Source organism: Levilactobacillus mulengensis (genome assembly GCF_003946045.1).
Classification (GTDB): Bacteria; Bacillota; Bacilli; order Lactobacillales; family Lactobacillaceae; genus Levilactobacillus; species Levilactobacillus mulengensis.
The window spans coordinates 146,242-169,808 of sequence record NZ_RHNW01000006.1 but is presented as its reverse complement, the minus strand read 5'-3'; the positions used below and the strand labels follow the sequence as shown (position 1 = coordinate 169,808).

22 protein-coding genes and 1 riboswitch are annotated in these 23,567 nt (G+C 52.0%); of the genes, 17 read left to right on the top strand and 5 right to left on the bottom strand.

The window, feature by feature from the left end; genetic code table 11:
- Nucleotides 1-201: 201 nt before the first annotated feature.
- The 6 genes from EKM84_RS07735 to EKM84_RS07710 all read left to right on the top strand — a co-directional run bounded on the left by EKM84_RS07735 (nucleotide 202) and on the right by EKM84_RS07710 (nucleotide 5,765).
- The gene (locus tag EKM84_RS07735) at nucleotides 202-789 is read left to right on the top strand and encodes a GNAT family N-acetyltransferase (RefSeq protein ID WP_125765187.1); all 588 of its coding nucleotides are present in this window, start codon (nucleotides 202-204) and stop codon (nucleotides 787-789) included.
- A gap of 838 nt (nucleotides 790-1,627) precedes the next feature.
- On the top strand, nucleotides 1,628-2,080 hold the full coding sequence (locus tag EKM84_RS07730; protein ID WP_125765186.1) for a MarR family winged helix-turn-helix transcriptional regulator: 453 nt from the start codon (nucleotides 1,628-1,630) through the stop codon (nucleotides 2,078-2,080).
- A 14-nt stretch (nucleotides 2,081-2,094) separates the two neighbouring features.
- Nucleotides 2,095-2,613, top strand: coding sequence for a GNAT family N-acetyltransferase (locus EKM84_RS07725; RefSeq protein WP_125765185.1), 519 nt, complete (start codon nucleotides 2,095-2,097; stop codon nucleotides 2,611-2,613).
- A 43-nt stretch (nucleotides 2,614-2,656) separates the two neighbouring features.
- On the top strand, nucleotides 2,657-3,064 hold the full coding sequence (locus EKM84_RS07720; RefSeq protein WP_125765184.1) for a hypothetical protein: 408 nt from the start codon (nucleotides 2,657-2,659) through the stop codon (nucleotides 3,062-3,064).
- A 29-nt stretch (nucleotides 3,065-3,093) separates the two neighbouring features.
- Nucleotides 3,094-4,284, top strand: coding sequence for an MFS transporter (locus EKM84_RS07715; protein ID WP_125765183.1), 1,191 nt, complete (start codon nucleotides 3,094-3,096; stop codon nucleotides 4,282-4,284).
- Nucleotides 4,285-4,493: 209 nt separating this feature from the next.
- Entirely contained in the window at nucleotides 4,494-5,765 is a 1,272-nt protein-coding gene (locus tag EKM84_RS07710) for a uracil-xanthine permease family protein (protein ID WP_125765182.1), read from the top strand.
- An 805-nt stretch (nucleotides 5,766-6,570) separates the two neighbouring features.
- Here EKM84_RS07710 and EKM84_RS07705 read toward each other — a convergent pair.
- Nucleotides 6,571-6,903, bottom strand: a complete 333-nt coding sequence (locus tag EKM84_RS07705; protein WP_125765181.1) for an AzlD domain-containing protein — start codon at nucleotides 6,901-6,903, stop codon at nucleotides 6,571-6,573.
- The gene (locus EKM84_RS07700) at nucleotides 6,894-7,598 is read right to left on the bottom strand and encodes an AzlC family ABC transporter permease (RefSeq protein WP_125765180.1); all 705 of its coding nucleotides are present in this window, start codon (nucleotides 7,596-7,598) and stop codon (nucleotides 6,894-6,896) included. The genes EKM84_RS07705 and EKM84_RS07700 overlap by 10 nt, the downstream gene beginning before the upstream one ends.
- Before the next feature lie 187 nt (nucleotides 7,599-7,785).
- On the opposite strand from EKM84_RS07700, the gene EKM84_RS07695 reads away from it, so the two are divergent.
- Nucleotides 7,786-8,025, top strand: coding sequence for a MerR family transcriptional regulator (locus tag EKM84_RS07695; RefSeq protein ID WP_125765197.1), 240 nt, complete (start codon nucleotides 7,786-7,788; stop codon nucleotides 8,023-8,025).
- 1,161 nt (nucleotides 8,026-9,186) lie between these two features.
- Here EKM84_RS07695 and EKM84_RS07690 read toward each other — a convergent pair.
- A complete protein-coding gene (locus EKM84_RS07690; RefSeq protein ID WP_125765179.1) occupies nucleotides 9,187-9,909 on the bottom strand; it encodes a DUF4811 domain-containing protein in 723 nt (240 codons plus the stop codon).
- Nucleotides 9,909-11,414: an MDR family MFS transporter gene (locus EKM84_RS07685; RefSeq protein ID WP_125765178.1), complete on the bottom strand. Its 1,506-nt coding sequence runs from the start codon at nucleotides 11,412-11,414 to the stop codon at nucleotides 9,909-9,911. The genes EKM84_RS07690 and EKM84_RS07685 overlap by 1 nt, the downstream gene beginning before the upstream one ends.
- A 216-nt stretch (nucleotides 11,415-11,630) precedes the next feature.
- Between EKM84_RS07685 and EKM84_RS07680 the strand changes: the two genes are divergently transcribed.
- From EKM84_RS07680 to EKM84_RS07650, 7 genes are all read left to right on the top strand, one after another.
- Nucleotides 11,631-12,071: a MerR family transcriptional regulator gene (locus tag EKM84_RS07680; RefSeq protein WP_125765177.1), complete on the top strand. Its 441-nt coding sequence runs from the start codon at nucleotides 11,631-11,633 to the stop codon at nucleotides 12,069-12,071.
- 878 nt (nucleotides 12,072-12,949) lie between these two features.
- The gene (locus tag EKM84_RS07675; RefSeq protein ID WP_125765176.1) at nucleotides 12,950-13,513 is read left to right on the top strand and encodes a GNAT family N-acetyltransferase; all 564 of its coding nucleotides are present in this window, start codon (nucleotides 12,950-12,952) and stop codon (nucleotides 13,511-13,513) included.
- Between the two features lie 489 nt (nucleotides 13,514-14,002).
- On the top strand, nucleotides 14,003-14,899 hold the full coding sequence (locus EKM84_RS07670; protein WP_125765175.1) for a cation diffusion facilitator family transporter: 897 nt from the start codon (nucleotides 14,003-14,005) through the stop codon (nucleotides 14,897-14,899).
- A 61-nt stretch (nucleotides 14,900-14,960) separates the two neighbouring features.
- Entirely contained in the window at nucleotides 14,961-15,608 is a 648-nt protein-coding gene (locus EKM84_RS07665) for a metal-dependent transcriptional regulator (protein WP_125765174.1), read from the top strand.
- A 146-nt stretch (nucleotides 15,609-15,754) separates the two neighbouring features.
- Nucleotides 15,755-16,510 carry a threonine/serine exporter family protein gene (locus EKM84_RS07660; protein ID WP_125765173.1) on the top strand — a complete coding sequence of 252 codons (756 nt, stop codon included), beginning with the start codon at nucleotides 15,755-15,757 and terminating at the stop codon, nucleotides 16,508-16,510.
- A 16-nt stretch (nucleotides 16,511-16,526) separates the two neighbouring features.
- On the top strand, nucleotides 16,527-16,982 hold the full coding sequence (locus tag EKM84_RS07655; RefSeq protein WP_125765172.1) for a threonine/serine exporter family protein: 456 nt from the start codon (nucleotides 16,527-16,529) through the stop codon (nucleotides 16,980-16,982).
- A gap of 104 nt (nucleotides 16,983-17,086) precedes the next feature.
- Complete coding sequence (locus EKM84_RS07650; protein WP_125765171.1) at nucleotides 17,087-17,755, top strand: phosphatase PAP2 family protein; 669 nt, start codon at nucleotides 17,087-17,089, stop codon at nucleotides 17,753-17,755.
- 820 nt (nucleotides 17,756-18,575) lie between these two features.
- Here EKM84_RS07650 and EKM84_RS07645 read toward each other — a convergent pair.
- Nucleotides 18,576-19,370: an alpha/beta hydrolase gene (locus EKM84_RS07645; protein ID WP_125765170.1), complete on the bottom strand. Its 795-nt coding sequence runs from the start codon at nucleotides 19,368-19,370 to the stop codon at nucleotides 18,576-18,578.
- A 218-nt stretch (nucleotides 19,371-19,588) separates the two neighbouring features.
- On the opposite strand from EKM84_RS07645, the gene EKM84_RS07640 reads away from it, so the two are divergent.
- The 3 genes from EKM84_RS07640 to EKM84_RS07630 all read left to right on the top strand — a co-directional run bounded on the left by EKM84_RS07640 (nucleotide 19,589) and on the right by EKM84_RS07630 (nucleotide 22,856).
- Nucleotides 19,589-20,134: a GNAT family N-acetyltransferase gene (locus EKM84_RS07640; RefSeq protein ID WP_125765169.1), complete on the top strand. Its 546-nt coding sequence runs from the start codon at nucleotides 19,589-19,591 to the stop codon at nucleotides 20,132-20,134.
- 60 nt (nucleotides 20,135-20,194) lie between these two features.
- A riboswitch (Lysine riboswitch) is annotated at nucleotides 20,195-20,377 on the top strand.
- 119 nt (nucleotides 20,378-20,496) lie between these two features.
- Nucleotides 20,497-22,008 (top strand): amino acid permease, encoded by a 1,512-nt coding sequence (locus tag EKM84_RS07635; protein ID WP_191988072.1) that lies wholly within the window; start codon nucleotides 20,497-20,499, stop codon nucleotides 22,006-22,008.
- Between the two features lie 215 nt (nucleotides 22,009-22,223).
- Entirely contained in the window at nucleotides 22,224-22,856 is a 633-nt protein-coding gene (locus tag EKM84_RS07630; protein WP_125765168.1) for a deoxynucleoside kinase, read from the top strand.
- Nucleotides 22,857-23,567 lie beyond the last annotated feature (711 nt).

Genomic DNA, 23,567 nt, shown 5'->3' with positions numbered 1-23,567 from the left:
GGAATATTGGAAAATAGTCTCAGCATTTCTGGTGCAGCTGGGGATGAACTGTTGAGGCATTCATGGACAATCGGAGCCGGAGGAAGCCAGGACGGAAATTTACATAAATCCCCGTCAGCCATTTAACCCCTTAGCAAATTCGTTGACAAAGGCGCGGGGCTCCGGTAGGCTAGTGAGAGAACTAGAAATGGAGGATTTTTTGTGATAATTCGTGAAGCTCGACCAGTGGATGCGCCTCAAATAGCACCGCTGATGAACTTGATCTACGACGAAATGGCTTTGACCGACCTGGAAGACGTTCCAGGCCCCGATTTACTGAAGGTCATCACGGCGGCGTACCGTACGCGGACTTACTTGTCCGGTGCGGCAACCACGGTGGTGGCCGAGGCCAATGGCCAAGTAGTTGGGGTAGCATTTGGCTATCCGGGCGAAAAAGAAGACGTTGTAGATGACGTGATGACTCGCCTGGCAGCTAACAGTGCCGCTTTCGACGAACCATTTGATTTAGACTCAGAGACCGAAGCGGGTGAATGGTACTTGGATTCACTCGCCGTCTCACCGGACCATCAGGGCAAGGGGATTGGCCGCCAGTTGTTGCGGGCCTTACCCGTTTATGCCCAACGAGACCGGCAATCGGTAATCGGCTTAAACGTCGACTTCGAGAACCCCGGGGCCATGCGGTTGTATGAACGCATGGGCTACGAGGTCACCGGGACGCAGATGATTGGGGACCATGAGTATTACCACATGCAACTAGAGATTGGCGAACGCGTCCGTCTCGCAAACTAATTGATTTTTAGTGAGGCCACCTGGCACCAGCTGGGTGGCCTTTTTAGTTCGTGAAAATGGCAATGTGGTGGCGTGTTTCGTTCCCGGCGGTGGCTTCAAAACGCCCTGCTATGGGGCCGGCTCCAGCCTGAGGGGCGGGCTTCCACCTCAACTTTGAGCCACCTCTGGTCACTGACATTGCACTACGTTGCCTCATTTTCCTAGCCCGGCGGCCAACGTGAGCTCAGTCCTACAGAATAGGACGTTGTGAGTACTTTGGTTGTTGGAAAGGTGAAGTCGTATCTGGCTGTTTCCGGCGGTGGCTTCCAAACATCCTGCTATGGGGCCAGTTCCAGCCAGGGGGCCGGGCTTCCACTGACACAGCTGGTGCCTTGGCACACCTATGGTCATTCCTGCGGCGACTGCATTTTCTCAGACCAGTGGCTGACAGAAGTCGTCACGGGTATGTCTCGTTGAGTTATTTACTAGTCGGATTTAGTTATCAGAATTTTTTGAAAACTTTTTGTTGCAAATACAGCATAATTGATTTAAACTAATTTCATCGCATCGTTAGTTGTTATGTCACTCGGGCATGTTGCCATGAGTGAGATAGAGACTAAACTGATCTATGTCAGTGACCAGAGGCGGATCAAGGTTCCCTGCTGTGTCGGTGGTCTTGACTGAGTGATTTTCTCAGTCTAGAGCACGGGACGGCCTGGGAGACTAGTGATTTTCTAGGCTTCCAGGCGAGGTGGCAGACCGCTCCTCAGGCTGGCACCGTTCCCCATAGCAGGGAACCTTGAATCTGCCGCCGGGAACGAATAGATTGCGGCAAACGATTTTTTAAGGAGGGGAAGCATTGACTGAAATTTTACGACCGCTGGGCAATATCTCGCGGGCCCTGGATTCCATTGCGAATCATGAATTTCAACGGGTGCAGCTCACCAAGGGCCAGTATCTCTACCTGGCCCGGGTGGCCGAGCATCCCGGCATCATTTTAGAACGACTGGCCGAGCTGTTACGAGTCGACCGCACGACGGCGGCTAGGGCCGTGCAGAAACTGACGGCCGCGGGTGTCTTGGAAAAACGACCGGACGACACGAACCGCAAAATCAAGCGACTGTTCGTGACGGCGCAGGGTGAGCAGGTCTATCCGTTGGTCAAACGTGAAAATGACTACTCGAACGGTCGCGCCCTCCAGGGATTTACCCCGGCCGAGGCGGCACAGTTAGCGAGCTATCTGGAACGCGTGGACGAGAACGTCGCGCAGGATTGGGTCGCCGTTAAGCAAGGACAAACCAGAACTTATTAAAAGGAGCAAAAACAATGACAGGAAAAATTAAATTATGTACCCCAGATGACGTAAAGGCTTTACAGGCGGTTAGTCGGGCAACGTTTGCCGATACGTTTGGTGCGGTGAACACGCCGGCAGATTTGGCCAAGTATTTGGACGACAGCTACAACGAAGCTCAGCTCCTACAGGAAATGCAACAGCCGACGAGCCAATTTTTCTTCATCCTGGTAAACGACCAAGTGGCCGGGTACGTGAAATTAAACTGGGGTCCCACACAGTCCGAAGACCAGGGCGATGGCAACCTGGAAATTGAACGAATCTACATTTTGCCTGAATTCAAACGTCAGGGACTGGGCAAACAGCTGTACCAGTACGCCGTGGAAAAAGCGCAATCACTGAAATTAGCCGCCATTTGGTTGGGTGTTTGGGAGAATAACACGTCGGCCCAAAAGTTTTACGAGGCGATGGGCTTCAAGGAAATTGGCGACCATGTCTTCCAGTTGGGCACCTCAAGACAACGTGATTTAATTTTACCAAAGACGCTGGTATAATTGGGCTTACGTAAATAAAAAATGACGCATTGAGGAGACTGACATGAAAGATAATATTCAAATGGGCGACGCTGATTTCGCTAAGATGATGCTGGTGCTGAAGGAGCCCGTGACGCAAGCCAACCACAAGGAATTTAAGTTCCTGGATGGCACCGAGACCGGTGAGATGCAAGAAATTGCCCCCGGTATCTGGGCGATGCCCGCCTACATGCAGGAAGACGATGACTTTACCATGTTCTTCCTGACGACGCAGATTGAATCGGGCGAGACCGTTATGGCCTTTGCGACCGGTGAAACGGCCGACGGTGATTTCCGGCTGAGCCAACCCCTGGTGACGGGTGCCGGGCTGAACGTCTTGAACGAACAGCAACCCAACCGGGCCAAACGCGTCTTAAAATTTTTAAATGACATTTCTAAAGCGGATGAGGGTAACTGGCGGATGGTCGATTAGTCTTGGCGTGACAAGTTGGAGGTGGTCGCATGGAACAGACGACCAAGGCGTTTAACCTGCCCCTCCTCCTCGCACCCTTTGTCTCGCGACTAGGTAGCACGCTGTACTTATTCGGTTTAAATTGGTTCGTGGTACAGGCCACGGGCAACGCGGCACTACTGGGGATTATTCAAGCCATCGGTGGGGTCGTTTTATTTTTCGGCGATTTACTCTGTGGGGTAGTCGTTGATAATTTTAATCGGAAACGCATCGTGGTCAGTGCGGAATTACTCAGTGTGATTGGCTGTTTGGCCTGTGCCTGGTGGTTGGATCCCCAGCACATCACGGCGGGGCCGCTGATTACGTTGACCGTGATCTTGGACGTGGGGCTCGCCTTTAGTTTGCCAGCGGCTAAGGCCATGATTCCGGAACTGATTACCTTGGCGGGTCGGCAGCGGTTCAACGCCGTCAGCAACACCCTGATTGATCTGGCCGATATCTGTGCGCCACTGATCGGTGGGGCGCTACTGGCTATGCACTGGCTCGACTTACGGGGATTCCTGGTGCTCAACGGCTCGTCATTCCTGCTGTCGTTTCTCTTTTACCTCAGCATTCGCTATCGTCAGCCAACCAAGGATGACTCCCGGTTGGGCGTGACCGAAAGCCTGTTGACGGGCTGGCGCTACGTCTGGCAGCGGCCCGGCCTGGTGGAGACCATCGTGCTAGGCGGACTGATTAACGTGCTCTATGCAGCGGTCCGGTTAGTCCTGCCGTACAACGTCAATCACTTGTACGGAGGCGATTCGGCCCGGTACAGCTACCTGCTGATGATTTTGGCGGTCGGCGGCATCCTGGGCGGGCTCCGGTTGACCCTGGATCACCGGCCACCCAAGCGGCAGCAGAACTACCTCGACCTGATGTTAGCTGCCGTGGCCCTGGTGGTTGCCGGCATGTGGGCCAACTACTGGGTCCTGCTGGCGGTCAGCGGCGTCTTCGGCTTTTGCTATTCGTGCTTTGAAATTCGGGCCATCACTATCACTCAAGATTTAACCGCACCGGAATTCTTGGGGCGGATGTTTGGCATCCTCTTCCTGGCTATCGATGCCTTCCAGCCCGTGGGGAGCTTTGTCTTCGGTTTCGTCACGGATTGGCTGGCAAATGGCACGCTGATTGTCATTGGCCTTTTACTCTTAATGGGTTTGGGACTTATCAATCGGTGGTATCAACGCTTAATTGGCTAAAAACGATAGTTAAGACAATGCGTTGACCTGGCTTGACCGAATCCCTATACTAAGAACTAATCTATTCCTTTAACGTTGCCCCGTGAGGCAATGAAGGGTGCACGCTCCGGCAGACGCTGGGCTAAGTCTAGGCTAAAAGTGTGGGCACATCGTTTCCTTACGGGGGCGATGTGCCCTTTTTCTATCTCATAACCTGGAGGTCTTTGTGCATGAAAGAACCAACGCGTTACCGCAACCCGGATGCCTTGATTGATATTTGGGAACGACCCAGTTGGGGTCAGTGGTTGGGTTTATCGCTTCAGCATTTATTTTCCATGTTTGGGTCCACGGTGCTGGTCCCGATTCTCGTCGGGTTAAATCCCGGCATTGCGCTGTTTAGTTCCGGTGTTGGGACGCTGATGTACATCCTGATCACCCGGGGCAAGATTCCCGCGTACATGGGGTCTAGCTTTTCCTTCATCGTGCCCATGGTGGCCTTGATGAAGACGACCGGGTATCCCGGCATTGCCCAGGGAACGTTGGCGGTCGGGGCCGTTTACCTGATTGTGGCCCTGGTGGTCGCGATGATTGGGTCGGACTGGATCAACAAGGCCTTACCGCCAATCGTGGTCGGGCCGATGGTCATGGTGATTGGGCTGTCGCTAGCTAGCAGCGCCGCCCAGAAGGCGACGGTCGACAGCGCCGGTGTCTATCACTGGCAGTACTTTGCGGTGGCAATGGCCACACTGCTGTTGACGATTGCCTTCAACCTCTACTTACGCGGCTTCCTGTCACTGGTGCCGATTCTACTGGGCATCATCGCGGGCTACCTGATTGCGACGGCGGTCGGCTTGGTCAATTTCAAACCGGTCATGCAGGCGGCCTGGTTCCAGCTACCTAGCTTTGAGGTGCCGCTGCTGAGCTATCCGCTGCACTTCTACTGGGGAGCCGTGATCAGCCTGGCGCCGATTGCCTTCGTGACCATGACCGAGCACATCGGCCACATTACCGTGCTAAATGAACTGACGCACCGCAACTTCTTCGAAGACCCCGGCCTGCAGCATACGTTAGCGGGGGATGGCCTCGCCTCGATCATTGCTAGCTTTGTTGGGGGCCCACCCGTGACCTCTTACAGGGAAAACGTGGGCGTCCTGGCCATCACGCGGGTCCACAGTGTCTACGTCCTGATTGGGGCTGCGGTCTTTGCCGTCATCTTTAGCTTTGTCGGCAAGCTGAGCGCACTGATTGAAAGTATCCCGAACCCCGTGATTGGTGGGATTAGCTTCCTGTTATTTGGGGTGATTGCCTCCAGCGGGATGCGCATTCTGATTGAGAAGCACGTCGATTTCAATCGCAAACGCAACCTGATGATCGCCTCGGCCATTCTGGTCATTGGAATTGGCAATGCCTACCTGAAGGTTGGGCAGTACGAGTTTTCGGGGCTGGCAGTGGCAGCGGTGCTGGGCATCGTCTTAAACCTAGTCCTCCCAGACAACGATTAGGGTGGCGCTAACAGTGCCTCCGGGACGGTGAAAATGAGACCGGAACGTGGTGGGCGAACGCCCGGAGCCAAAGGGCGGTCTCCAGGCTTATTTTGAGCCCGTAGCCCGGATCTCAAAAGTATCACGTCCCTAAACGGTCAAGCCCACCGTTAAGGGACGTCCCACGGCTAAGCTCATTTTCACCATCCCTGCGGCGGACGTGAGTTAGACCATACCTAGGTTGTTGTGATCATTTAGTAGTGTCTACAATATTGAGGAGGTCAAGGTGCCCTGCTGTGGGGCCCACCTCCAGCCAAAGGGCGGTCTTCCGGTTCGCCTTGAAACCTCGTTGAGAATCACGAGTTTCCAAGGGCGGCCCATGCCCTAGGCTAGGAAAGGACCCTAGCCAATGCCATCGACACAGCTGGTCACCTTGACCCGCCTCTGGTCGCTCAGACATCATACCTGAGTCACTGATCGTGGGGAGGCTATCTATAGTTATTCGGTATTCTTCCTAAAACAATTTTGGAAACAATAGGTACGGGGTGGCTTATGCTTCAGACTTTCGGTCAATGATGATAAATTGTATACAAAAGAACGACCACAATTCTCTATATCCAGAGGACTGTGGTCGTTCTTGTTTAGTTGTTAGATGCAGATTACGTTCAATTTAAATGGTATAACAGATTGTCAGTGATCAGAGGTGGGTCAAAGTTGACAGCTGTGTCGAGGCGGAAGACCGTTTCTCAGGCTGGAGCCGTTCCCCACAGCAGGCAGCTTTGAACCCACCGTCGGGAACGGCCCAGAACAATTTGCTACAGCCATTTCACCCAATAGAGAAGTAGCGGAGGACGGCCATGGCCATGATACCCACGACCACCACCATCAGGAGGCTCTTGGTCAGCACACCGGCCAGGGTGGCGGGGATAGCTGCCAGGCAGTTGGCAACGTTGAGCGTGGCTAAATGCCCGGCGTGGGCGACGAACAGACTCTCACAGCACAGCGCCGTCATGATGGTGATGGGTACGAAGGAAAGAAAGCTGATCAGCCACGCTGGCATGTTCAGTGATTTGACAAAGGCGAAGGGGAGCACCCGTGACAGAACGGTGATGGCCCCACAACCCAGGATGACCCAGAGCTCAGTTAGACTTATCGACATTTTTTCAACTCCATTCCAAATAGACAGCCGGCGACGGTCGCCACTAGCAGGGCAAAATTTTGACTCATCACACCAATTAGGAAGTAATAGGCCAGCGCGACGAAGACCATGACGCTCAATTGCAGGGTCATTCCCAGGTGTTTGTCACTAATCAGTTGTAAGTAGACCAGACCGATGAACATCGCTGTCAGGGCGAAATCAAAGCCAAAGCGGGTGGGGTCCGCAATCAGGCCGCCGAGGATGGCGCCGACGACGGTCGACACGCCCCAGACCAAGTAGGCGACCACGTTGGCCGCGGATTGCCAGGCGAAGCTGAGTTTGCCGTTGGTCTTATTTTGTTTGTTCATGGCCAGGGCAAAGGTCTCGTCGGTCACCAGCGTCCCAATCAGGAGGTTGCGCGTGAGGGACTCGTGTTTGAAATACTGCGCCAAACTGGTACTCATCAGAATCATTCGCGAGTTCACCAGGAAGGTCGAAATAAAAATAGCAGATAGCGGATCATGAAGCAGGAGCATGCTGGTGATAATAAATTGCGCGGAGCCGGCGTAGACGACAAATGAGAGCCCGGCGACCACTAATAAACTCAGGTGACTGGTGTGGGCGACAATGCCAAAAGCTAGGCCCACCCCGATGTAGCCAAAGACGGTGGGGAGGACGTCACGAACCCCGGTCCGAAAGGTGAGTGAAGGACTCATAAGAGACTTCCTTTCTGTTCTCTAATTAGTTTTTAATTTCAAGTTTAGCGCTAACTTATGGCTGAGTAAACCCGTAATTTATCTGTAAAATTGTCATGTAAATTTTTTGAACTGAAAAGGTTGCATTTCGGTAAAGGTGGTTGTATGATACTCTCATTGATAACGAATGAAAGTGAGGGTATGGGCGATGAAGATGAACTTAACTGAATTGGCAGCGTCAGCACACGTTGACGCAAGCCGCATTGAGGATTACGTGAAGAATGGACTTTTAGGGAAGGAACATTCCGTCACAGAATTCGATGATTCAGATTTGTACTGGATCGACATGATTCAATGTTTTCAGGATAACGGGACGTCTTTAGACGACTTATCCGGGTTATTACCACGTTGCCGCAAGGGTCAAACGCAGTTAACTCAGGTGAACTAGCAAGTAATTAAGGTAATGAATCGGTAAAATGCACCACTAAGCAGCTCCGCGGGTCCAGCCCGTGAGCTGCTTTTCTTTTTGCCTTAGTGTTTGACTGCGCTCCCGGCGGTGGTCCTTTGCTCCCCACGCTGTGGGGGACGACCGCGGCCTGAGAAGCGGTCCGCCGTCTCGCCTGGAAACCTCGAAAGCCCCGAGTTTTCCAGGTCGCCCCATGGCCTAACCCGGGTGAGGAACCCCGGCTAAGGCCATCGACACAGCGTAGTCCGCAAAACCACCTCTGGTCGCTCACACTGGCAAAGAAAGCAGCTCGTTTTTTTTCGTCCTAGTGTCTGACTGTGCTCCCGGTGGTAGTTCTTTGCTCCCCACGCTGAGGGGGATGACTGGTCTCGCCTTGGAACCTGAATCAGAGGTTCCAAGGTTGTCTTGTGAGCTCGAACACCTTGAGCTGCTTCTGATTGTTCACCTAAGCTAAATTAAGCAGCTTAGGCGTTCCTGTTATCACTTCTAGTTAAGAATGATTACATCAACTAGCATAACCTTCATGGAGATGACAGCGTTCTGCAGCCACTCCACTGACCAACGTTGCCAATCCACACCATAGGAGCCGTGAGGGCGGGCAAAATAAATTCAGCCGTGGGAATTATCTTAGTGGTGGGCTTTACCACTTAGATAATTGGTATCTTTGAAACTCGGTTCGCAGAGGTTCAAAGTAAGTCTGAAGACCGCTCTTTGGCTTCAGGCGTCCGCCCACAGCGTCACGGTTTATTTTGCCCGCCCGGTAAGGCGCTGGTGAGAGACCATGCAAAATAAACCTAGCTGTAGTAGCTGGACATTCAGTCAGCAGTAACCGGCTTTTAGCGTTAATAAAAGGGAATGCTTCCGGGTGAGTGACCAGAGGTGGGTCAAGGTTGACAGCTGTGTCGATGGTCTTACCTGAGTGTTTTTCTCAGGTTAGAGCATGGGACGCCCTTGAAGACTGTGGTTTTCAGGCTTCAAGGCGAGGCGGAAGACCGCTCCTCAGGCTGGAGCCGGGTCCCACAGCAGGCAACCTTGAACCCACCGCCGGGAACGGACGTCACCGGATTCCTTTTTATTAGCGGATGAAAAAAGCACGTTCGGACCAACCTCACGGGATTGGACTGAACGTGCTTTTAATCATGCTTACTTCTTAATCTGAGCAATCAACTGCTTCATCGCTTGTGCTTGGAAAGCAGCGGCAGCCTGTTGCGTAACCTTCTTTTGTTGCGCAGCGGACATGGTTGGGTTCTTGGTCATGGCGGCCATCACAGCCTTCTTGACGTAAACCGTCGCAGCGGCCTTTTGCTTAGCTTGGAAGCTCTTGGACTTCGCCATCTTTTGCAATTGCTTAGCCTGGGTGGCACTCAACACGGTCCAGTTCTTGTTGATGTAGATTGTGTTGGTTTCCTTCACGTAGGTGTGCCCGTTACCGGACAGTCCAAACCAGAAGCTGGCGGCGCCACTCTTGAATTCCCAGTACGTCTTTTTCGTGACGATCCGGTTGGTGCCAGTCGTGCGCTTGACCACGTTTTTAGTCGTGACCTTAGCAGCCGTATGACTGGTCTTCTTGGCATTGACACTGGTCTTGTAAACGTAGACCTGGTGCTTGTTGGCCGAGCCAATGGGTTGGTACAGCATCATAGGTAATTGCTTCGATGGGGAAGCGGTGTAGATCTTTTGCGTCGAGGTCTTAGTGACCTGGTGCATCCCGTAGTGGTCGTGGTCATTTTTCACCATGAAGAAGATGCTAGTCAGCAGGCCGATGACGGCCACGGCGGTCAGAACATTACTGAGTGACCGATTCTGAACGTAAACGTAGAAGACAAAGGACAGGACGGCGCAAATAATCAGTGAAAAGATAATCATTAGGCGGCACCTCCTTCGGTAGCTTCCGCATTTTCTTGTTGCGCATTCTTATCGGCTAAATGGACGGAGTGGTTGCTACCCTTCATGAAGAAGGCAACGACCAAGGCGACCACACAGAAGCCAACGGCAATCCAGAAGGCGGCATGGTAACCGGACAGGGTGGCGTTGATGGCGCCATTGGCGTAGCTCAACGGGTTAGTCGTCAAGACGTGCTTGGCTGGCATTTGACCCTTAGTCACGTTGGTCAAGACACTGATCAGGATGGCGGTCCCAACAGAACTAGCGACCTGCCGTTGCGTGTTGTTGACGGCGGTCCCATGAGAAATCATGTTCAGTGGTAAGGCGTTCATCCCGGCAGTGGTCGTTGGCATCATAACCATGGCAATCCCAAACATCCGCAGGGCGTACAGCAAGACGATGTACAGTGTTGACGTGTCCTTGGTGATCCAGACGAATGGTAAGGTCCCAATCGTTAAGAGGAACATCCCCATCGTGGCTAAGCGCTTAGCACCGAAACGGTCAAATGCGCGCCCAGTAATGGGACTCATAATCCCCATCATGAGGGCCCCAGCTAACAAGGTCAACCCAGAATGGAAGGCCGACATCCCTTTAACCATTTGAAGGTAAAGGGGAATGACCATTTCGACGCCGACCATGGCCATGTTGACCACGGAACTCAGAATCGCAGAGATGGTGAATTCTTTTGATTTGTAAACCCGGAAGTTCAAGAATGGATCCTTCATGGTCAATTGACGCCAGATGAAGAGACCCACGAAGATGAACCCGATGGCTAACGTGGAGAGGACAATGGCACTGCCCCAACCGTCGTCACCAACGGAGGAGAACCCGTACAGCATACTCCCGAAACCAATCGTGGATAGGATAACGGATAAGATATCCAATGGTTCCTTGTGGGTTTCCAGAACGCTGTGCATGATCCAGAAACTAGCGATAACAACGATGGCCACGATTGGAATGATCATGCCAAAGAGGTCACGCCAAGTCCAGTTGTCAATGACCCACCCGGATAAGGTCGGTCCAATGGCTGGTGCCAGGCCGATAACGATCCCGGCAAGCCCCATGGCAGTCCCACGCTTGTTAGCGGGGAAGATGGTCAGCATCAAGGTTTGCAGTAATGGCATGGAAACCCCGACTCCAACAGCTTGGATGAGTCGGCCAATCAGCAACATGGGGAAGCTGACCGCTGACCAGCAGAGAATGGTGCCGACTAAGAAAGTCGACATGGCCCCAATGTACAGCCATTTTGAACTGATCGTCGTGAGTAACCACGCACTAATTGGGATCATGATCCCGTTAACCAGTAAGAAACCGGTCGTTAACCATTGTACGGTGGAGGTCGAAACATCAAAGGCCTTCATCAGAGTTGGGTAGGCGGTACTTAAAATAGTTTGATTCAGTACCGTACAGAAAGTCCCAATCAACAGCAGGACGACTAAGAGCGTCCGGTTGTAGGACTTTCCGTTGGTATCAATTGCATTTCCCAATTATAATTCCCTCTTTTTCCTAAAATTAATTCTGCAATAACTATACGCAGATTCACTATCCTTGTCAACTAGCTTGACATCCTTTTTAAAATATCTATACTGATTAGAGAAAAGGATACATCAATCTGAGAAGAACTATTAAATTTTACAACCGTTTTCATTTAACCTATAATTGAATTTCTCTTAAAGCCATGACGAAGGGTGGACGTTACGTACATGAACGAAGATGTCTCAAATTTATTAAAAAAAATGCCAATTGAAAAACTGATTTTAGGAATTGGCGACGTGGCCGCGGCAACCGGGGTGTCGCAGAGTCAGGTGCGTTACTGGGAAAGCAAGGGCTACATTCACAGCGAGAGTTCCAGCGACGGGAAGAATCGCAAGTTTTCCTATAAGACGGTGCTGAAGGTTCAACAGATTAAAACCTACCTGGACGATGGCTATACCTTAGCCGGGGCTGTCAAGCAAGCGCAACGGCGGGGGGCCTACTTTGAAACGCTACGGTCCTTCTTCGAGGGACGTTTCGTGTCAATGGCCATTGACCCGGAACACACCGAGATTAATTTAGGTAACTTCGATCCGGAGCCCGGCAAAGACCTAGTTGCTGAACGAATTGACGATAAATGGCAATTTAAGCTGATTGCTAGCACGAAATAGGGCGATTTCATTGTTTATCGCCGGTAAGAATGGTAATCTGAAGACACGGGAGAGCATTTGGTGGTTGGCAGAAAAAACTTTCGATACCAATCGATCTTCTGGCTGGATTGGTGGTCAATCATGTTGTTGACGTGTTGTGAAACCAGGCGAATAACCATTAGTAATAGCGCGTTTATCTTGCGCATGGACTACGTTGGCACTATGTCAGCGTAAGCAATCGTGAAACTAAAACGACGTGTTTTATGAAAAATAACACTTTTTATTTTTCACTCGCCTACCGTTGCTCCCGCTGAGTTCATCCGAGTTTAGAAAGTTCTCGGATGGGCTTTTTTTTCGGCCTAAATTTGGTGTTGAAATTCGCCTTACCGGGCGGGGAAAAAGGTCCGGGACGCTGTGGGCGGACGGCCGAAGCCTGAGAAGCGGTCTTCAGCCTTACTTTGAGCCGCCAGGGGCACGTCTCAAAGATACCAGTTGTCTAACCGGCAGAGCCGGCAAGACAACTCCCACGGCTGAGACCTTTTTCCCCGCCCTCACGGCTGACACGGATTTAGGGCGAAACACGCCCACCGGTCCTGTGGCGTGTCTGCTTGCCATAGATAATGGGGATGTGACCCCAAATGCCAATTATATAAAGGTCAAGGTTACGCCAGCGGCATAAGTATTAAGAAGCTGAAATATCTATGAAAGCATGAAAATCGCTTAAGAAAATGAACGTAAAATGAGAAATAAAATCAGTCGTAAATCGCGTGGTTGTCAGCTTTCATGACTTTCTAGTGAAAATGTTTGGAAAAAGCGAATTTATTTTGTTGTATTCTTTGGCGAACGTGTTAAGATTACAAAATCGCTTTAAAACAAAACTAGAAGGATGGTGTTAACACATGCTGTTACGACAAGCTACTATGGCCGACTTACCACAAATTGAATCGATTATCCGGGATGGGCGAGAATTACTCGCTGCCCAAGCAATTGACCAGTGGCAGGGGGCTTACCCAACGACGTCAATCTTAGTTGATGACATTCACCAAGGCTGGACCGTTGTTTTGGAAGAAAACAACGAAATTTTAGGGACCGCTGCATTGATTCCCGGGGAGGATCCGACCTATAAACAGATCGATGGTCAGTGGCTGACCAAGCAAGCCCCATACTTGGCCATTCACCGCGTAGCAGTATCTAGCCACCATCATGGTCGGGGTCTGGCCGGACAATTATTCCAACGGTTATTTGACCAAATTGATCACGCTGCTTCTATCGAAAGTATCCGAATCGACACGCATCCGCAAAACATGGCGATGCAACACATCATCAAGAAGAGCGGTTTCAGTGAAACCGGGACGATTGATTTAGCCGCAGCGGGGATGCCCGGCACGACCGATTTTGCCTACGAACGGTTAACGGTCAACGCTAAGCCAGCTCATCTGGCAACGGCCCAAACGGTTAAGTAGGACAACGACTGACCTGACAGGGTTAGGTGCCATTTGCTGACGCCAAAATAAACTTAAATCTACTATAGTAAAGGGTTGGTTTCGCTTTCAGCGGAATCGACCCTTTTTTCGTATCGTCTGGTCCAACGCAAGTGATTGTTCTAGGATGAGGCTAGGGAAGAGCGGGTTGGCGAACGGGTTTAAACCAGTCTCAGCCGCAGGGGTCCGAAAAAATGGGCTAAGCCGTGGGAGTTGTCTTGCCGGCTTTGCCGGTTAGATAACTGGACTCTTTGAGACGCGCCCTTGGCGGCTCAAAGTAAGGTTGAAGACCGCCCCCAGGCTTCAGCCGGCCGCCCACAGCGTCACGGCCCATTTTTCCGGACCCCGGAGGCGAAATCAAGACACAAGACCCGAGCGCCAACAAAAACGTGAGGTTCGCCGAAAACCGGCTTTTCAATTACCCTAAACTCTGCGATAATAGAGAGTAGCAAGGTAATGGGGGCGGAGAAATTGGAGAAGAGTCTGTCGGGCGGTCGGTTCCTACTGGTCACCGTGTTAAATGTGGTCATTACGATTTTTGAGTTGGTGGGGGGCCTGTTTTCTGGGAGCCTATCGCTGCTGTCCGACGCGTTTCATAATTTAGGAGATGCGTTCTCCGTGGTGCTGAGCTACGCGGCGCACCGCATTGGGGGACGCCGGCAGACCCGGAGCAACACGTATGGGTACCGTCGGGCTGAGATTTTAACGGCCCTGTTAAATGCCGGGGTGTTGGTCATTATTTCCCTGGTATTGGCGGGTGAGGCCGTGCGGCGCTTGCTGCATCCGGAACCGGTCAAGGGTGACATCATGTTGCTGGTGGCCATCATTAGTTTTCTGGCCAACCTGTTTTCCACGGTGTTACTCAACCACGGGGCCAAGCACAACCTGAACATTCGGGCGACGTACCTGCACCTGTTGAGTGATGCCTTGGCATCCGTGGGGGTCATCGTGGGGGCCTTGCTGATCACCGTTTGGCAAATCAGTTGGGTCGACCCGTTGATTACGATTTTGGTGGCCGGGTACATCGTGTACGAGTCGTGGCCCATCATCAAGCAGACGTTTGGCATTCTCATGGAGGCCTCACCGAAGCTGGATTACGATGCGATTGCCCACGACCTCTGCCAACTGCCCGAGGTCGAAGGGGTCCATCACATTCACGCCTGGTTAATTGATGAGAACAACATTGTTTTCTCAGTCCACGTGAACATGGACGACCTGCCCTTGAGCAAAATTGAACCCATCTACCGGCAGATTGAAGCACTACTTTGTCACAAGTATGGGGTGAACCACGTGACGATTCAGGCCGAGTGCCGACGGGGCCAGGACGAAGATCTCTTCTATGATCAGAACGACTGGCGGCACGATTAGCCTTGCACTTCGGGGAAATTCGCGGTATAAATGAGACACAATCTAGATGAGGTGAACTGTGATGACTCCGATGAAGGAGGATTATTTAAAAATTATTTTCGAGCTGGGTGGCAAACAGAAAAAGGTTTCAAACAAACAAATTGCCATTAGCTTGAATATTGCGGCCGGTTCCGTAACGGAAATGGTCAACAAGATGGCCGCGGAAGGTCTGGCCGAGCATACGCCCTACGCCGGGATTTCGTTGACTAACAAAGGGATTCGACTGGCGGAAGATTTGGTCCGTAAGCACCGAATCTGGGAAGATTTCTTAGTCGAGAAGCTGAACTATGATTTGCCTGACGTGCATGATGAGGCTGAGGTTTTGGAACACGTGACGAGTGCCAAAATGATCAACGCCCTCGACGACATGCTGGGGAACCCCACGCACTGTCCGCATGGTGGCGTGATTCCCGACCGTTACGGCCACTACCACGAAGATAGTCATACTGTGTTGAACGATGTCGCCGACGGAGAAATTGTGTCGGTCGACCGGTTCATTGATAACCATGATCTGTTAACCTATCTGGGTGATCTGAAATTGGATATCGGGGATCAGCTGAAGGTCTTGAAGCACGATCCGTTTGAGGGTCCCGTGACGGTACAGAACCTGACGGACAACGCCGAACTCATCGTGAGTTACAAGGCGGCTCACTACATTTTCGTCAAATAGAAATTTTGGTTAGTCTGCGACCTCGGTTGCGGACTTTTTATTTGGCCAGATTTAGAAATTTTTGGTAAATGTTAAATTGTGTATTTCCCCAGCCGGGCGCCATGCCGTATAATAGTCGAAAAGTCTAAAAAGAGAAGGGGACCGGGATGAGTAGTCAAAAAAAGCGGGACCAATTAATCTTGCACACCGCGCTTACCGCCGGCAGAATCATGATTGAAAACGGCTCGGAAATTGAGCGGGTCGAGGATACGATGACCCGCATCGCCCATAATGCTGGGGCTCAGACCAGTCAGCTATTTGTGATGATCACCGGGATTCTCATGGCCATCAACGGCGAGGTGGGGGCCCAGATTGAGCCCGTCAAGCGCCGGACCTTTGATTTGGAAAAAATTGCCGTGGTCAACGACCTGTCGCGGCAGTACGCCGCTCACAAGATTGACCTGCGCCAGTTTGCCGACCAGTTGGACCATCTGGACAGTGCCAGCCGCTACTTTCCCTTTTGGCTTCAGCTGGTGGCTGCGGCCATGGTCAGTGGGCCACTGGAAGTGGTCTTTCGGCACAATTTGCCAGATTTTTGGATCACCTGTTTGGTGGGGATGCTGGGCTGGTGGGTCTACTACGTGCTGAATAAGTTCATTCAGATTCGGTTCTTGTCCGAATTTACTGCGGCGGCCGCGATTGGCGTGATGGCCGTGGTGTTCGTGCATTTAGGATTGGGCAATAGCGTCGATGACATTATCATTGGGAGCGTCATGCCCCTGGTTCCCGGGGTGCCCATCACCAACTCGGTGCGCGACATCCTGGCCGGTAACCTAGTCAGCGGGCCGGCCCGCGGCGTCGAAGCCCTGGTGAGTGCGGCCGCGATTGGGTTTGGTATCGCCATGGTCTTACAATTTCTATGAGTGAGGAGGAAGCGGCATGTCGGTCTTAGAATTTATCATCGAAGTGGCGGGAACCTACGTCGCCACGATTGCCTTTGGCGTCCTCATCAACATTCCCCGGCGCGCGCTCAACGTGGGCGGCTGGATTGGCGTGCTGGGCTATGTGCTGTACCGCTTCACCGTGTTGTGGGGTGGCGGTTACGTGATTGGCAACCTGCTGGGCGCCGTGGCGATTGGGGTCGCCTCACTGCAGGCGGCTAAATTAAAGAAGATGCCGATGATTCTCTTTAACATCCCGGCCATCGTGCCCCTGGTGCCTGGAGGTCAGGCGTATCAAATGATCAAAAATTTTGCGCTGGGCAATAATTCCACGGCACTAGTCTTTTTACTCCAGGTGGTCATGATTTCCGGGGCGATTGCCTTTGGCTTTCTCCTCTCGGAATTGGTCAACCGGATTCAACGCCGATTCTGGCGGCACCGCAAGCGTTTATAAAAGTGTTAATACTGGGGAGAAGCCTAGAAATTTAGGTGTGGGGTGGTATACTCATTGCTAGGGGTTTTTCCCAGAATCGGGTATGACGAAAGGAATAAATAATCATGATGCTATTTAATAAGGACCGCGATCGGCCGTGGAAGTTTACGCTTGCCACCATACTGTTCTTGGTCGTGGCCGTTTACATAAAGGCGCAAAACGCCTACGTGGATTTCCTGGATTCATCGATTGTCGATGTGATTCAGAAGAACCAACCGGGGTGGAAAACGCTGCTGTATCGGGGAGTCACGAGCCTAGCGGAACCGAAGCTGGATATTATTTGGGTGCTGATCCTGGCATTCCTGCTGTGGGGCTTCAAGTTTAAGATTCCCGCGCTGTGGTGTCTGGCCACACTGGCCGGGGGTGACGTCATTGCCAGCCTGGTCAAGAGCCTGGTCAAACGTGCCCGCCCATCGGCCCATCTGGCTATCGATGACGGCTACAGTTTCCCTAGTGGTCACGTGTTCGGCACGTTTCTGCTGATTGCGATGATCTGGGTCATCCTGATGCCGATGATCATGGCAGCCTGGAAAGCCTGGCTGCTCCGAATCGTCCTCATCGTATGGATGGTGCTGGTCATGATCTCACGGGTCTACTTAAATGCCCACTTCCCAACGGATACGATTGGGGCAGTCCTGTTGGCTTACCTGTGGTTACAGGTGGCTGAGGGGTTGTACATTCGCTTAGCGCCGATGATGCAACACTGGCCTTTGCTGAAGAAATCAGAGATTTAACGAGAACGTGCCAACCACTCTTTTCAGTGGCTGACACGTTTTTTCTATGGGCTAAATTAGTTGTTAGACTGCGCCTCCGGGATGGTGAAAATATACCGTGACGCTGTGGGCGCGCGTCTGGAGCCAAAGGGCGGTCTCCAGACTTACTTTGAGCCGCTGAGAAGCGCGTCTCAAAGATAGCAGTTCCCTAAGCGGCAAAGCCGCTAAGGGAACTCCCACGGCTGAGTATATTTTCACCATCCCTGCGGCTGACACTTGTTTAGCCCATAGAAACGGTGTTGTGGTGAGTAGTGTAGATTTTCTGATATTTTTATTGGTAATTATCAATTATCAGTGGGTCGGTTCCAGCCAGTGTTGTGGTTAAAAGGGTTAGGTGAACATTGATTTAGTGGTTATGACTCTAAAATCGCATGATAGTTACCATTGAAGAGGGGTTAGAGTAAAAAACACCTCCACGCAAAAATACGTGGAGGCGTCTGAAAATCGGCTTGTTAAATTAATGTGTCCACAGTAAAACACGAAATGGACCGAATTGGGTCAACACTGTGTCAGCCATCCGGTCGGTGAAAAGTCTTGCACCATGTGAGTGACCAGAGGCGGATCAAGACGGGCAGCTGTGTCGGTGGTCTTAACTGAGTGATTTTCTCAGTTTAGAGCACGGGACAACCTTTGAGACCGTTCCTCAGGCTCAAAGGTGAGGTGGAAGCCCGTCCTTTGGCTGGAACCGGCCCCACAGCAGACCGTCTTGAATCCGCCGCCGGGAACGGACTGGGCGGGACCATTTTCACTGCCCGGCAAGGCGAGTCAAGACGCGGAAGTGCTAGTCCAGTTCGTGGAGCCATTCTTCGGCGAGGTCGACCCAGTGCGCCACGTGTGGCAACGCCGTTCCCGGCTTCCAGGCCGTGACACGGTTGGCTAATGCTAAGCCGTGCGGGCCCTGATGGAAGACGTGGAGCTCCGTGTCCACGTTGGCCGCGATTGAAGCTTGGGCGTAGTCGAAGGCGTTTTGTACGGGTACCAGGGGATCTTCCGCGGTGACCCAGATGAAGGTCGCAACGTTACGACTGTTGACGAGCTTGTCGGCTGCGATGCTGGCCGGATCATCCGTCCACTTCGCCAGCATTTCTGCATCCGTGGGGTAGCCGGCTGCCGGTGTGATGACCGGATAGCCGAGAATGACGGCTCGCGGTTTGATTTCGTAGGGCGTGGTGCCCGCTAATTTGTTAAAGTCCTCGTCGTGCCACAGGTCGTTGAACAGCGCGGTGATGTGACCGCCGACGGAGAAACCGGCCACGAAGATGTGATCCGTGTCGATTTGCCAGTTGTTGGCGTTCCGCCGCAGCAGGGCCATTCCCTTAGCCAGCTCCACGACAGGCGTGGGCAGCAGTGGTGTCTTTTCACCGACGAACGTGTAGCGCAGGAAGAAGGCCTGGTAGCCACGCGCTGACCAGGCTAATGCCAAGTCCTCGGCCTGTTGTTCGGGGATGTGGGTGTAGTTGCCGCCGGGAACGATGATGATGGCGGGATAGGTGCCCGTGTCTTCGGCTGGCTCGCGCAAATACCCTTGTAAGTAAGCCTTGGACGTGGGTGCGAGTGGCAAAGTGATTGTTTTCAATTGCGAAACCTCCCAAAATAAGTCATGATAAGATTAAACGTTTCGTGGGCATGGCCAATCGCAAACTTGTGCGCGCGCCTGTCAACGAAACGGGGTTCGGTCGCCGATGGACTGGCCGAACGCATTCACCTTAAAGTATACCGCATTCGCCAACGGGTTAGGTAGTGACCTGACAAGTTGGCTGGTGCGAGAACGATGAGAAATGAGGGGGTCAGGTGATGGAAAAAATGAGTGAGACGGCGCGGGTGCGGTTACGACCGCTGACCGAGAGTGACTTTCCTGGGTACCAACGCCTGTTGACGTTACCGGCTGTGGCCGCGGCTAACGGGTCGTCTGCCGATGCGGACCCGGCGCAGGTCAAACGGTGGCTGGCGGCTGACCGCCAAAGTCCGTTTGCGTTTACGATAGAAGATAAGGCGACTCGCCGCTTCATGGGGACGATTCTGTTTTATCAGCACACCGGGGACGCGGGTGAACCCAGTCCGGCTGAGTATGACCTGGGGTATTTCCTAGACCCCATCGACTGGGGACAAGGCATCATGCCCGAGGCCTTGGTCGGCAGTTTACAGCTGGTTCGGCAGGCGAGTCAGCAGCCCCAGAATGTTTGGGCAACCTGCTATCTCAGCAACCACCGGTCGGCCCGGGTCTTAGAAAAGCTTGGCTTTCAAATTGTTTTGGACCATTTTGTTGGCCCCAGCATCACGGGTGAACCCGTGGCCCCACAGGCTTTGTATCGGTTGACCCTGCAGCCAGCAGAAAAATAATTCATTCTAATTGAATTTTCATCTTGCAATGTTTGGTAGGGATGGGTATACTACAAAGTATCGAATAGAAGAGGTGCGACCAACAAGAGTCGCTTTCCTGAGATGGGTCAACATCGCAGACGGAAAGCAAAAGGGGCGGTCGCCGAAACCTGCGCGTGAGGACATAGCGTGTAGGTTGGGTCCTGGTTGAATAAATCAGGGACTGTCGCAGCCGAACAGGGGTTGCGGGGCGCTTTCAACGATATTGACTTGGAATAATGAATTTTCCAATCTCTTTCGCGGGCTTTTATTGCGAAGGAGATTTTTTAGTTCACTGGGTCGTTTCGAGGAAGTCCTTCTAAAATAAGAAGGAGGAAACATTTATGGAACAAAGTATGACAAACGCAACAACCAGCGGGGCCTCTGATCAGGTCAAGCGGGGCCTCAAGACACGTCACGTCTCAATGATCGCGTTAGGTGGCTGTATCGGGACCGGGTTATTCGTCGCCAGTGGGTCGGCCATTTCAACGGCCGGGCCTGGTGGTGCGCTGGCTGCTTACGTTGCCATGGGTCTGATGGTGTACTTCCTGATGACCAGCTTGGGTGAAATGGCTACGAACATGCCCATTTCTGGGTCGTTCGCTGCTTACTCAGCCAAGTACGTTGATCCAGCCTTAGGGTTTGCCATGGGCTGGAACTACTGGTTCAACTGGGCCATTACGGTTGCCGTTGATATTTCAACCGCCGCACTGGTCATGAAGTTTTGGTTACCCGGGGTCCCAAGCTGGATCTGGAGTGCCATTGCGTTAGGCATCGTCTTCCTGATCAACGCCTTGGCCGTGCAAGCCTTTGGTGAAACGGAATTCTGGATGTCCTTGATCAAGGTGGTTACCATCTTCGTCTTCTTAGCTGTTGGGTTAATGGTCATCGTGGGTATCATGGGTGGTCACGCCACTGGCTTGGAAAACTTCACGTACAAGAAGGCCCCATTTGTTGGTGGCTTCCCCGCAATCCTGAGTGTCTTCGTGGTTGCTGGGTTCTCGTTCCAAGGAACTGAATTGGTTGGGATTACCGCTGGTGAATCTGAAGATCCAGCACACAGTGTTCCCAAGGCCATCAATTCCGTATTCTGGCGGATTATCTTATTCTATATTTTAGCTATTTTTGTGATTGCCGCTGTATTACCTTACACCAGCAAGGACTTGTTGGGTTCTTCTGCTAGTGACATTGCCATCAGTCCGTTCACGTTGGTCTTCCAGCGTGCCGGGTTAGCCGCTGCCGCTAGTGTCATGAATGCCGTGATCTTAACGTCTGTGATTTCTGCTGCAAACTCTGGGATGTACGCGTCTACGCGGATGCTGTACTCGCTGTCTAAGGAAGGCTACGCGCCACAATTGTTCGAGAAGACCGGGAAGAATGGGATTCCTTATCCTGCCCTGTTTGCCACGACTATCGTTGCTGCCTTGACCTTCATCAGTAGTATTGCGGGTCCTGAAATCTACATGTGGCTGGTTGCCGCTAGTGGGTTGACTGGGTTTATTGCTTGGTTCGGGATTGCGCTGTCGCATTACCGGTTCCGTCGGGCATTCATCCAGCAGGGACACAAGCTGTCCGAGCTGAGTTATCACGCAAAGTGGTTCCCAATCGGGCCAATCCTGGCGTTGATTCTCTGTGTGGCTGTGATCGTTGGGCAAGACCCACAATCCTTCTTCTCAGGTAACTGGGAACAAGTCTTGGTCACCTACATCAGTGTGCCATTGGTCTTAGTGCTCTACATTGGGTACAAGCTGAAGAAGCACACCAAGTTGATTCCGCTGAGCGAAGTTGACGTGTCTCCGGTTCATAAGGATGGGACGTTAAAGGAAGCTAAGGCGGATGCTACTTCAAACGATTAACCTAGAAATTAGTGTGGGCACACGAAATTTTTAAATAAATCTGAACGGCGTCTAGTCGGCGAATAGTCGGCTTAGGCGCCGTTTTTAACGGATTGGCTAGAGAGAAAATGGCCACGACATATTGTCTTTTACCCATGAGGTTGGTACAATATGTGGTGTTGAAATTTTGGCCGGACGAAAAAAGCCGGCGTGTCGTTATTTAAAGGAGAGATTGCATGCTTGTATTATCGGGAACTATCGGAGCCGGCAAAACGAGTTTAACCACTTTGTTAGCCGAACACTTAAACAAACCAGCATTTTACGAATCAGTGGATGACAACAAAATCTTGCCACTGTTCTACCAGAACCCCCAGAAGTATGCTTTCTTGCTTCAAATTTACTTCTTAAACAAGCGTTTGGACAACATTAAGGCGGCCAACGCCGATGATGAAAGCGTCCTGGATCGCTCAATCTTTGAGGATTCCTTACTCTTCCATTTGAACGCCGACTTAGGCCGGGCCACCAGCACGGAAGTCGACATTTACGATTCTCTGTTGGCCAACATGATGCAGGAATTGCCTGACGCTACGCACAAGAAGAACCCAGACTTACTGATTCACATCAACATCTCCTTTGAAACGATGCTGGAACGGATCAAGAAGCGTGGCCGGTCATACGAACAAATCGACCATGACCCTAGCCTCTACAAATACTACCAAGAACTCGATCAACGTTACGTCGACTGGTACAATGCCTACGACAAGTCACCTAAGATGCAAATCGACGGCGACAAGCTGGACTTCGTGGAAGACTCAGCGGCACGGGACCAAGTCTTACACTTGATCGACGAAAAAATTGCTTCGCTGTAAAACAGCACTGCACCAAAAATAAAGTGGTTCCGCGCCCCCGGGCACGGAGCCACTTTTGCTTAGCGTTACTTCCACCTCCAGTCACTAAAATGGGCTGCCCTATGGGGAACGCTTGAAGCCTGAGAAGCGGTCTTCAAGCTCGCCTTTAAGCCTCAAAAATCGCGTCTTAAAGGTCGTCCCGTGTTCTAAGGCCGAGAACCCCGCTCGGTCTAAGAACACCGACACAGGGCAGCCCATTTGGTGACTTCCGGTTCCAGTAGGCTAAGCAAAAGTGGCCGACTCTTTGATTGTATGGGTGGGGATGACACGCCATACCAGTAAAATGATAGAAGTTTTCTGACTCGCCTTGAAGTCTGGAAGACCACCAATCTCCAAGGTCGTCCCATGCCCTAGGCCGGGAAAGAGCCCCGGCCAATGCCATCGACACAGCTGAGTACCTTGAGCTGTCTCTGGTCACGTCAGCCGGCTAGGTAAAAGTGGCCGGCATTTTGTTTGTAGAGTAGGGGATGACTTGTCCTATTCAGCAGGTTGCAGTATGGGATTTTTGGGTACGTTCTGAAGTGTGGAAGTGAGCCGCCTTAAAAGGTCGTCCCGTGTTCTAAGGCCGACACAGGGCAGCTCATTTGGTGACTTCCGGTTCCAGTAGCACTAAGCAAAAGTGACTGGTTCTTTGATTGTATGGTGGGGATGACTTTGCCGCTCACTAAATGG

Excerpts from the sequence above, each read along its gene's own strand:
- EKM84_RS07725 (WP_125765185.1), top strand. The coding sequence starts at position 2,095 with ATGACAGGAAAAATTAAATTATGTACCCCAGATGACGTAAAGGCTTTA.
- EKM84_RS07655 (WP_125765172.1), top strand. The coding sequence starts at position 16,527 with ATGTCGGTCTTAGAATTTATCATCGAAGTGGCGGGAACCTACGTCGCC.
- EKM84_RS07665 (WP_125765174.1), top strand. The coding sequence starts at position 14,961 with ATGACTCCGATGAAGGAGGATTATTTAAAAATTATTTTCGAGCTGGGT.
- EKM84_RS07660 (WP_125765173.1), top strand. The coding sequence starts at position 15,755 with ATGAGTAGTCAAAAAAAGCGGGACCAATTAATCTTGCACACCGCGCTT.
- EKM84_RS07680 (WP_125765177.1), top strand. The coding sequence starts at position 11,631 with ATGAACGAAGATGTCTCAAATTTATTAAAAAAAATGCCAATTGAAAAA.
- EKM84_RS07715 (WP_125765183.1), top strand. The coding sequence starts at position 3,094 with ATGGAACAGACGACCAAGGCGTTTAACCTGCCCCTCCTCCTCGCACCC.
- EKM84_RS07630 (WP_125765168.1), top strand. The coding sequence starts at position 22,224 with ATGCTTGTATTATCGGGAACTATCGGAGCCGGCAAAACGAGTTTAACC.
- EKM84_RS07640 (WP_125765169.1), top strand. The coding sequence starts at position 19,589 with ATGGAAAAAATGAGTGAGACGGCGCGGGTGCGGTTACGACCGCTGACC.
- EKM84_RS07710 (WP_125765182.1), top strand. The coding sequence starts at position 4,494 with ATGAAAGAACCAACGCGTTACCGCAACCCGGATGCCTTGATTGATATT.
- EKM84_RS07720 (WP_125765184.1), top strand. The coding sequence starts at position 2,657 with ATGAAAGATAATATTCAAATGGGCGACGCTGATTTCGCTAAGATGATG.
- EKM84_RS07675 (WP_125765176.1), top strand. The coding sequence starts at position 12,950 with ATGCTGTTACGACAAGCTACTATGGCCGACTTACCACAAATTGAATCG.
- EKM84_RS07705 (WP_125765181.1), bottom strand. The coding sequence starts at position 6,903 with ATGTCGATAAGTCTAACTGAGCTCTGGGTCATCCTGGGTTGTGGGGCC.
- EKM84_RS07700 (WP_125765180.1), bottom strand. The coding sequence starts at position 7,598 with ATGAGTCCTTCACTCACCTTTCGGACCGGGGTTCGTGACGTCCTCCCC.
- EKM84_RS07650 (WP_125765171.1), top strand. The coding sequence starts at position 17,087 with ATGATGCTATTTAATAAGGACCGCGATCGGCCGTGGAAGTTTACGCTT.
- EKM84_RS07690 (WP_125765179.1), bottom strand. The coding sequence starts at position 9,909 with ATGATTATCTTTTCACTGATTATTTGCGCCGTCCTGTCCTTTGTCTTC.
- EKM84_RS07635 (WP_191988072.1), top strand. The coding sequence starts at position 20,497 with ATGGAACAAAGTATGACAAACGCAACAACCAGCGGGGCCTCTGATCAG.
- EKM84_RS07695 (WP_125765197.1), top strand. The coding sequence starts at position 7,786 with ATGAAGATGAACTTAACTGAATTGGCAGCGTCAGCACACGTTGACGCA.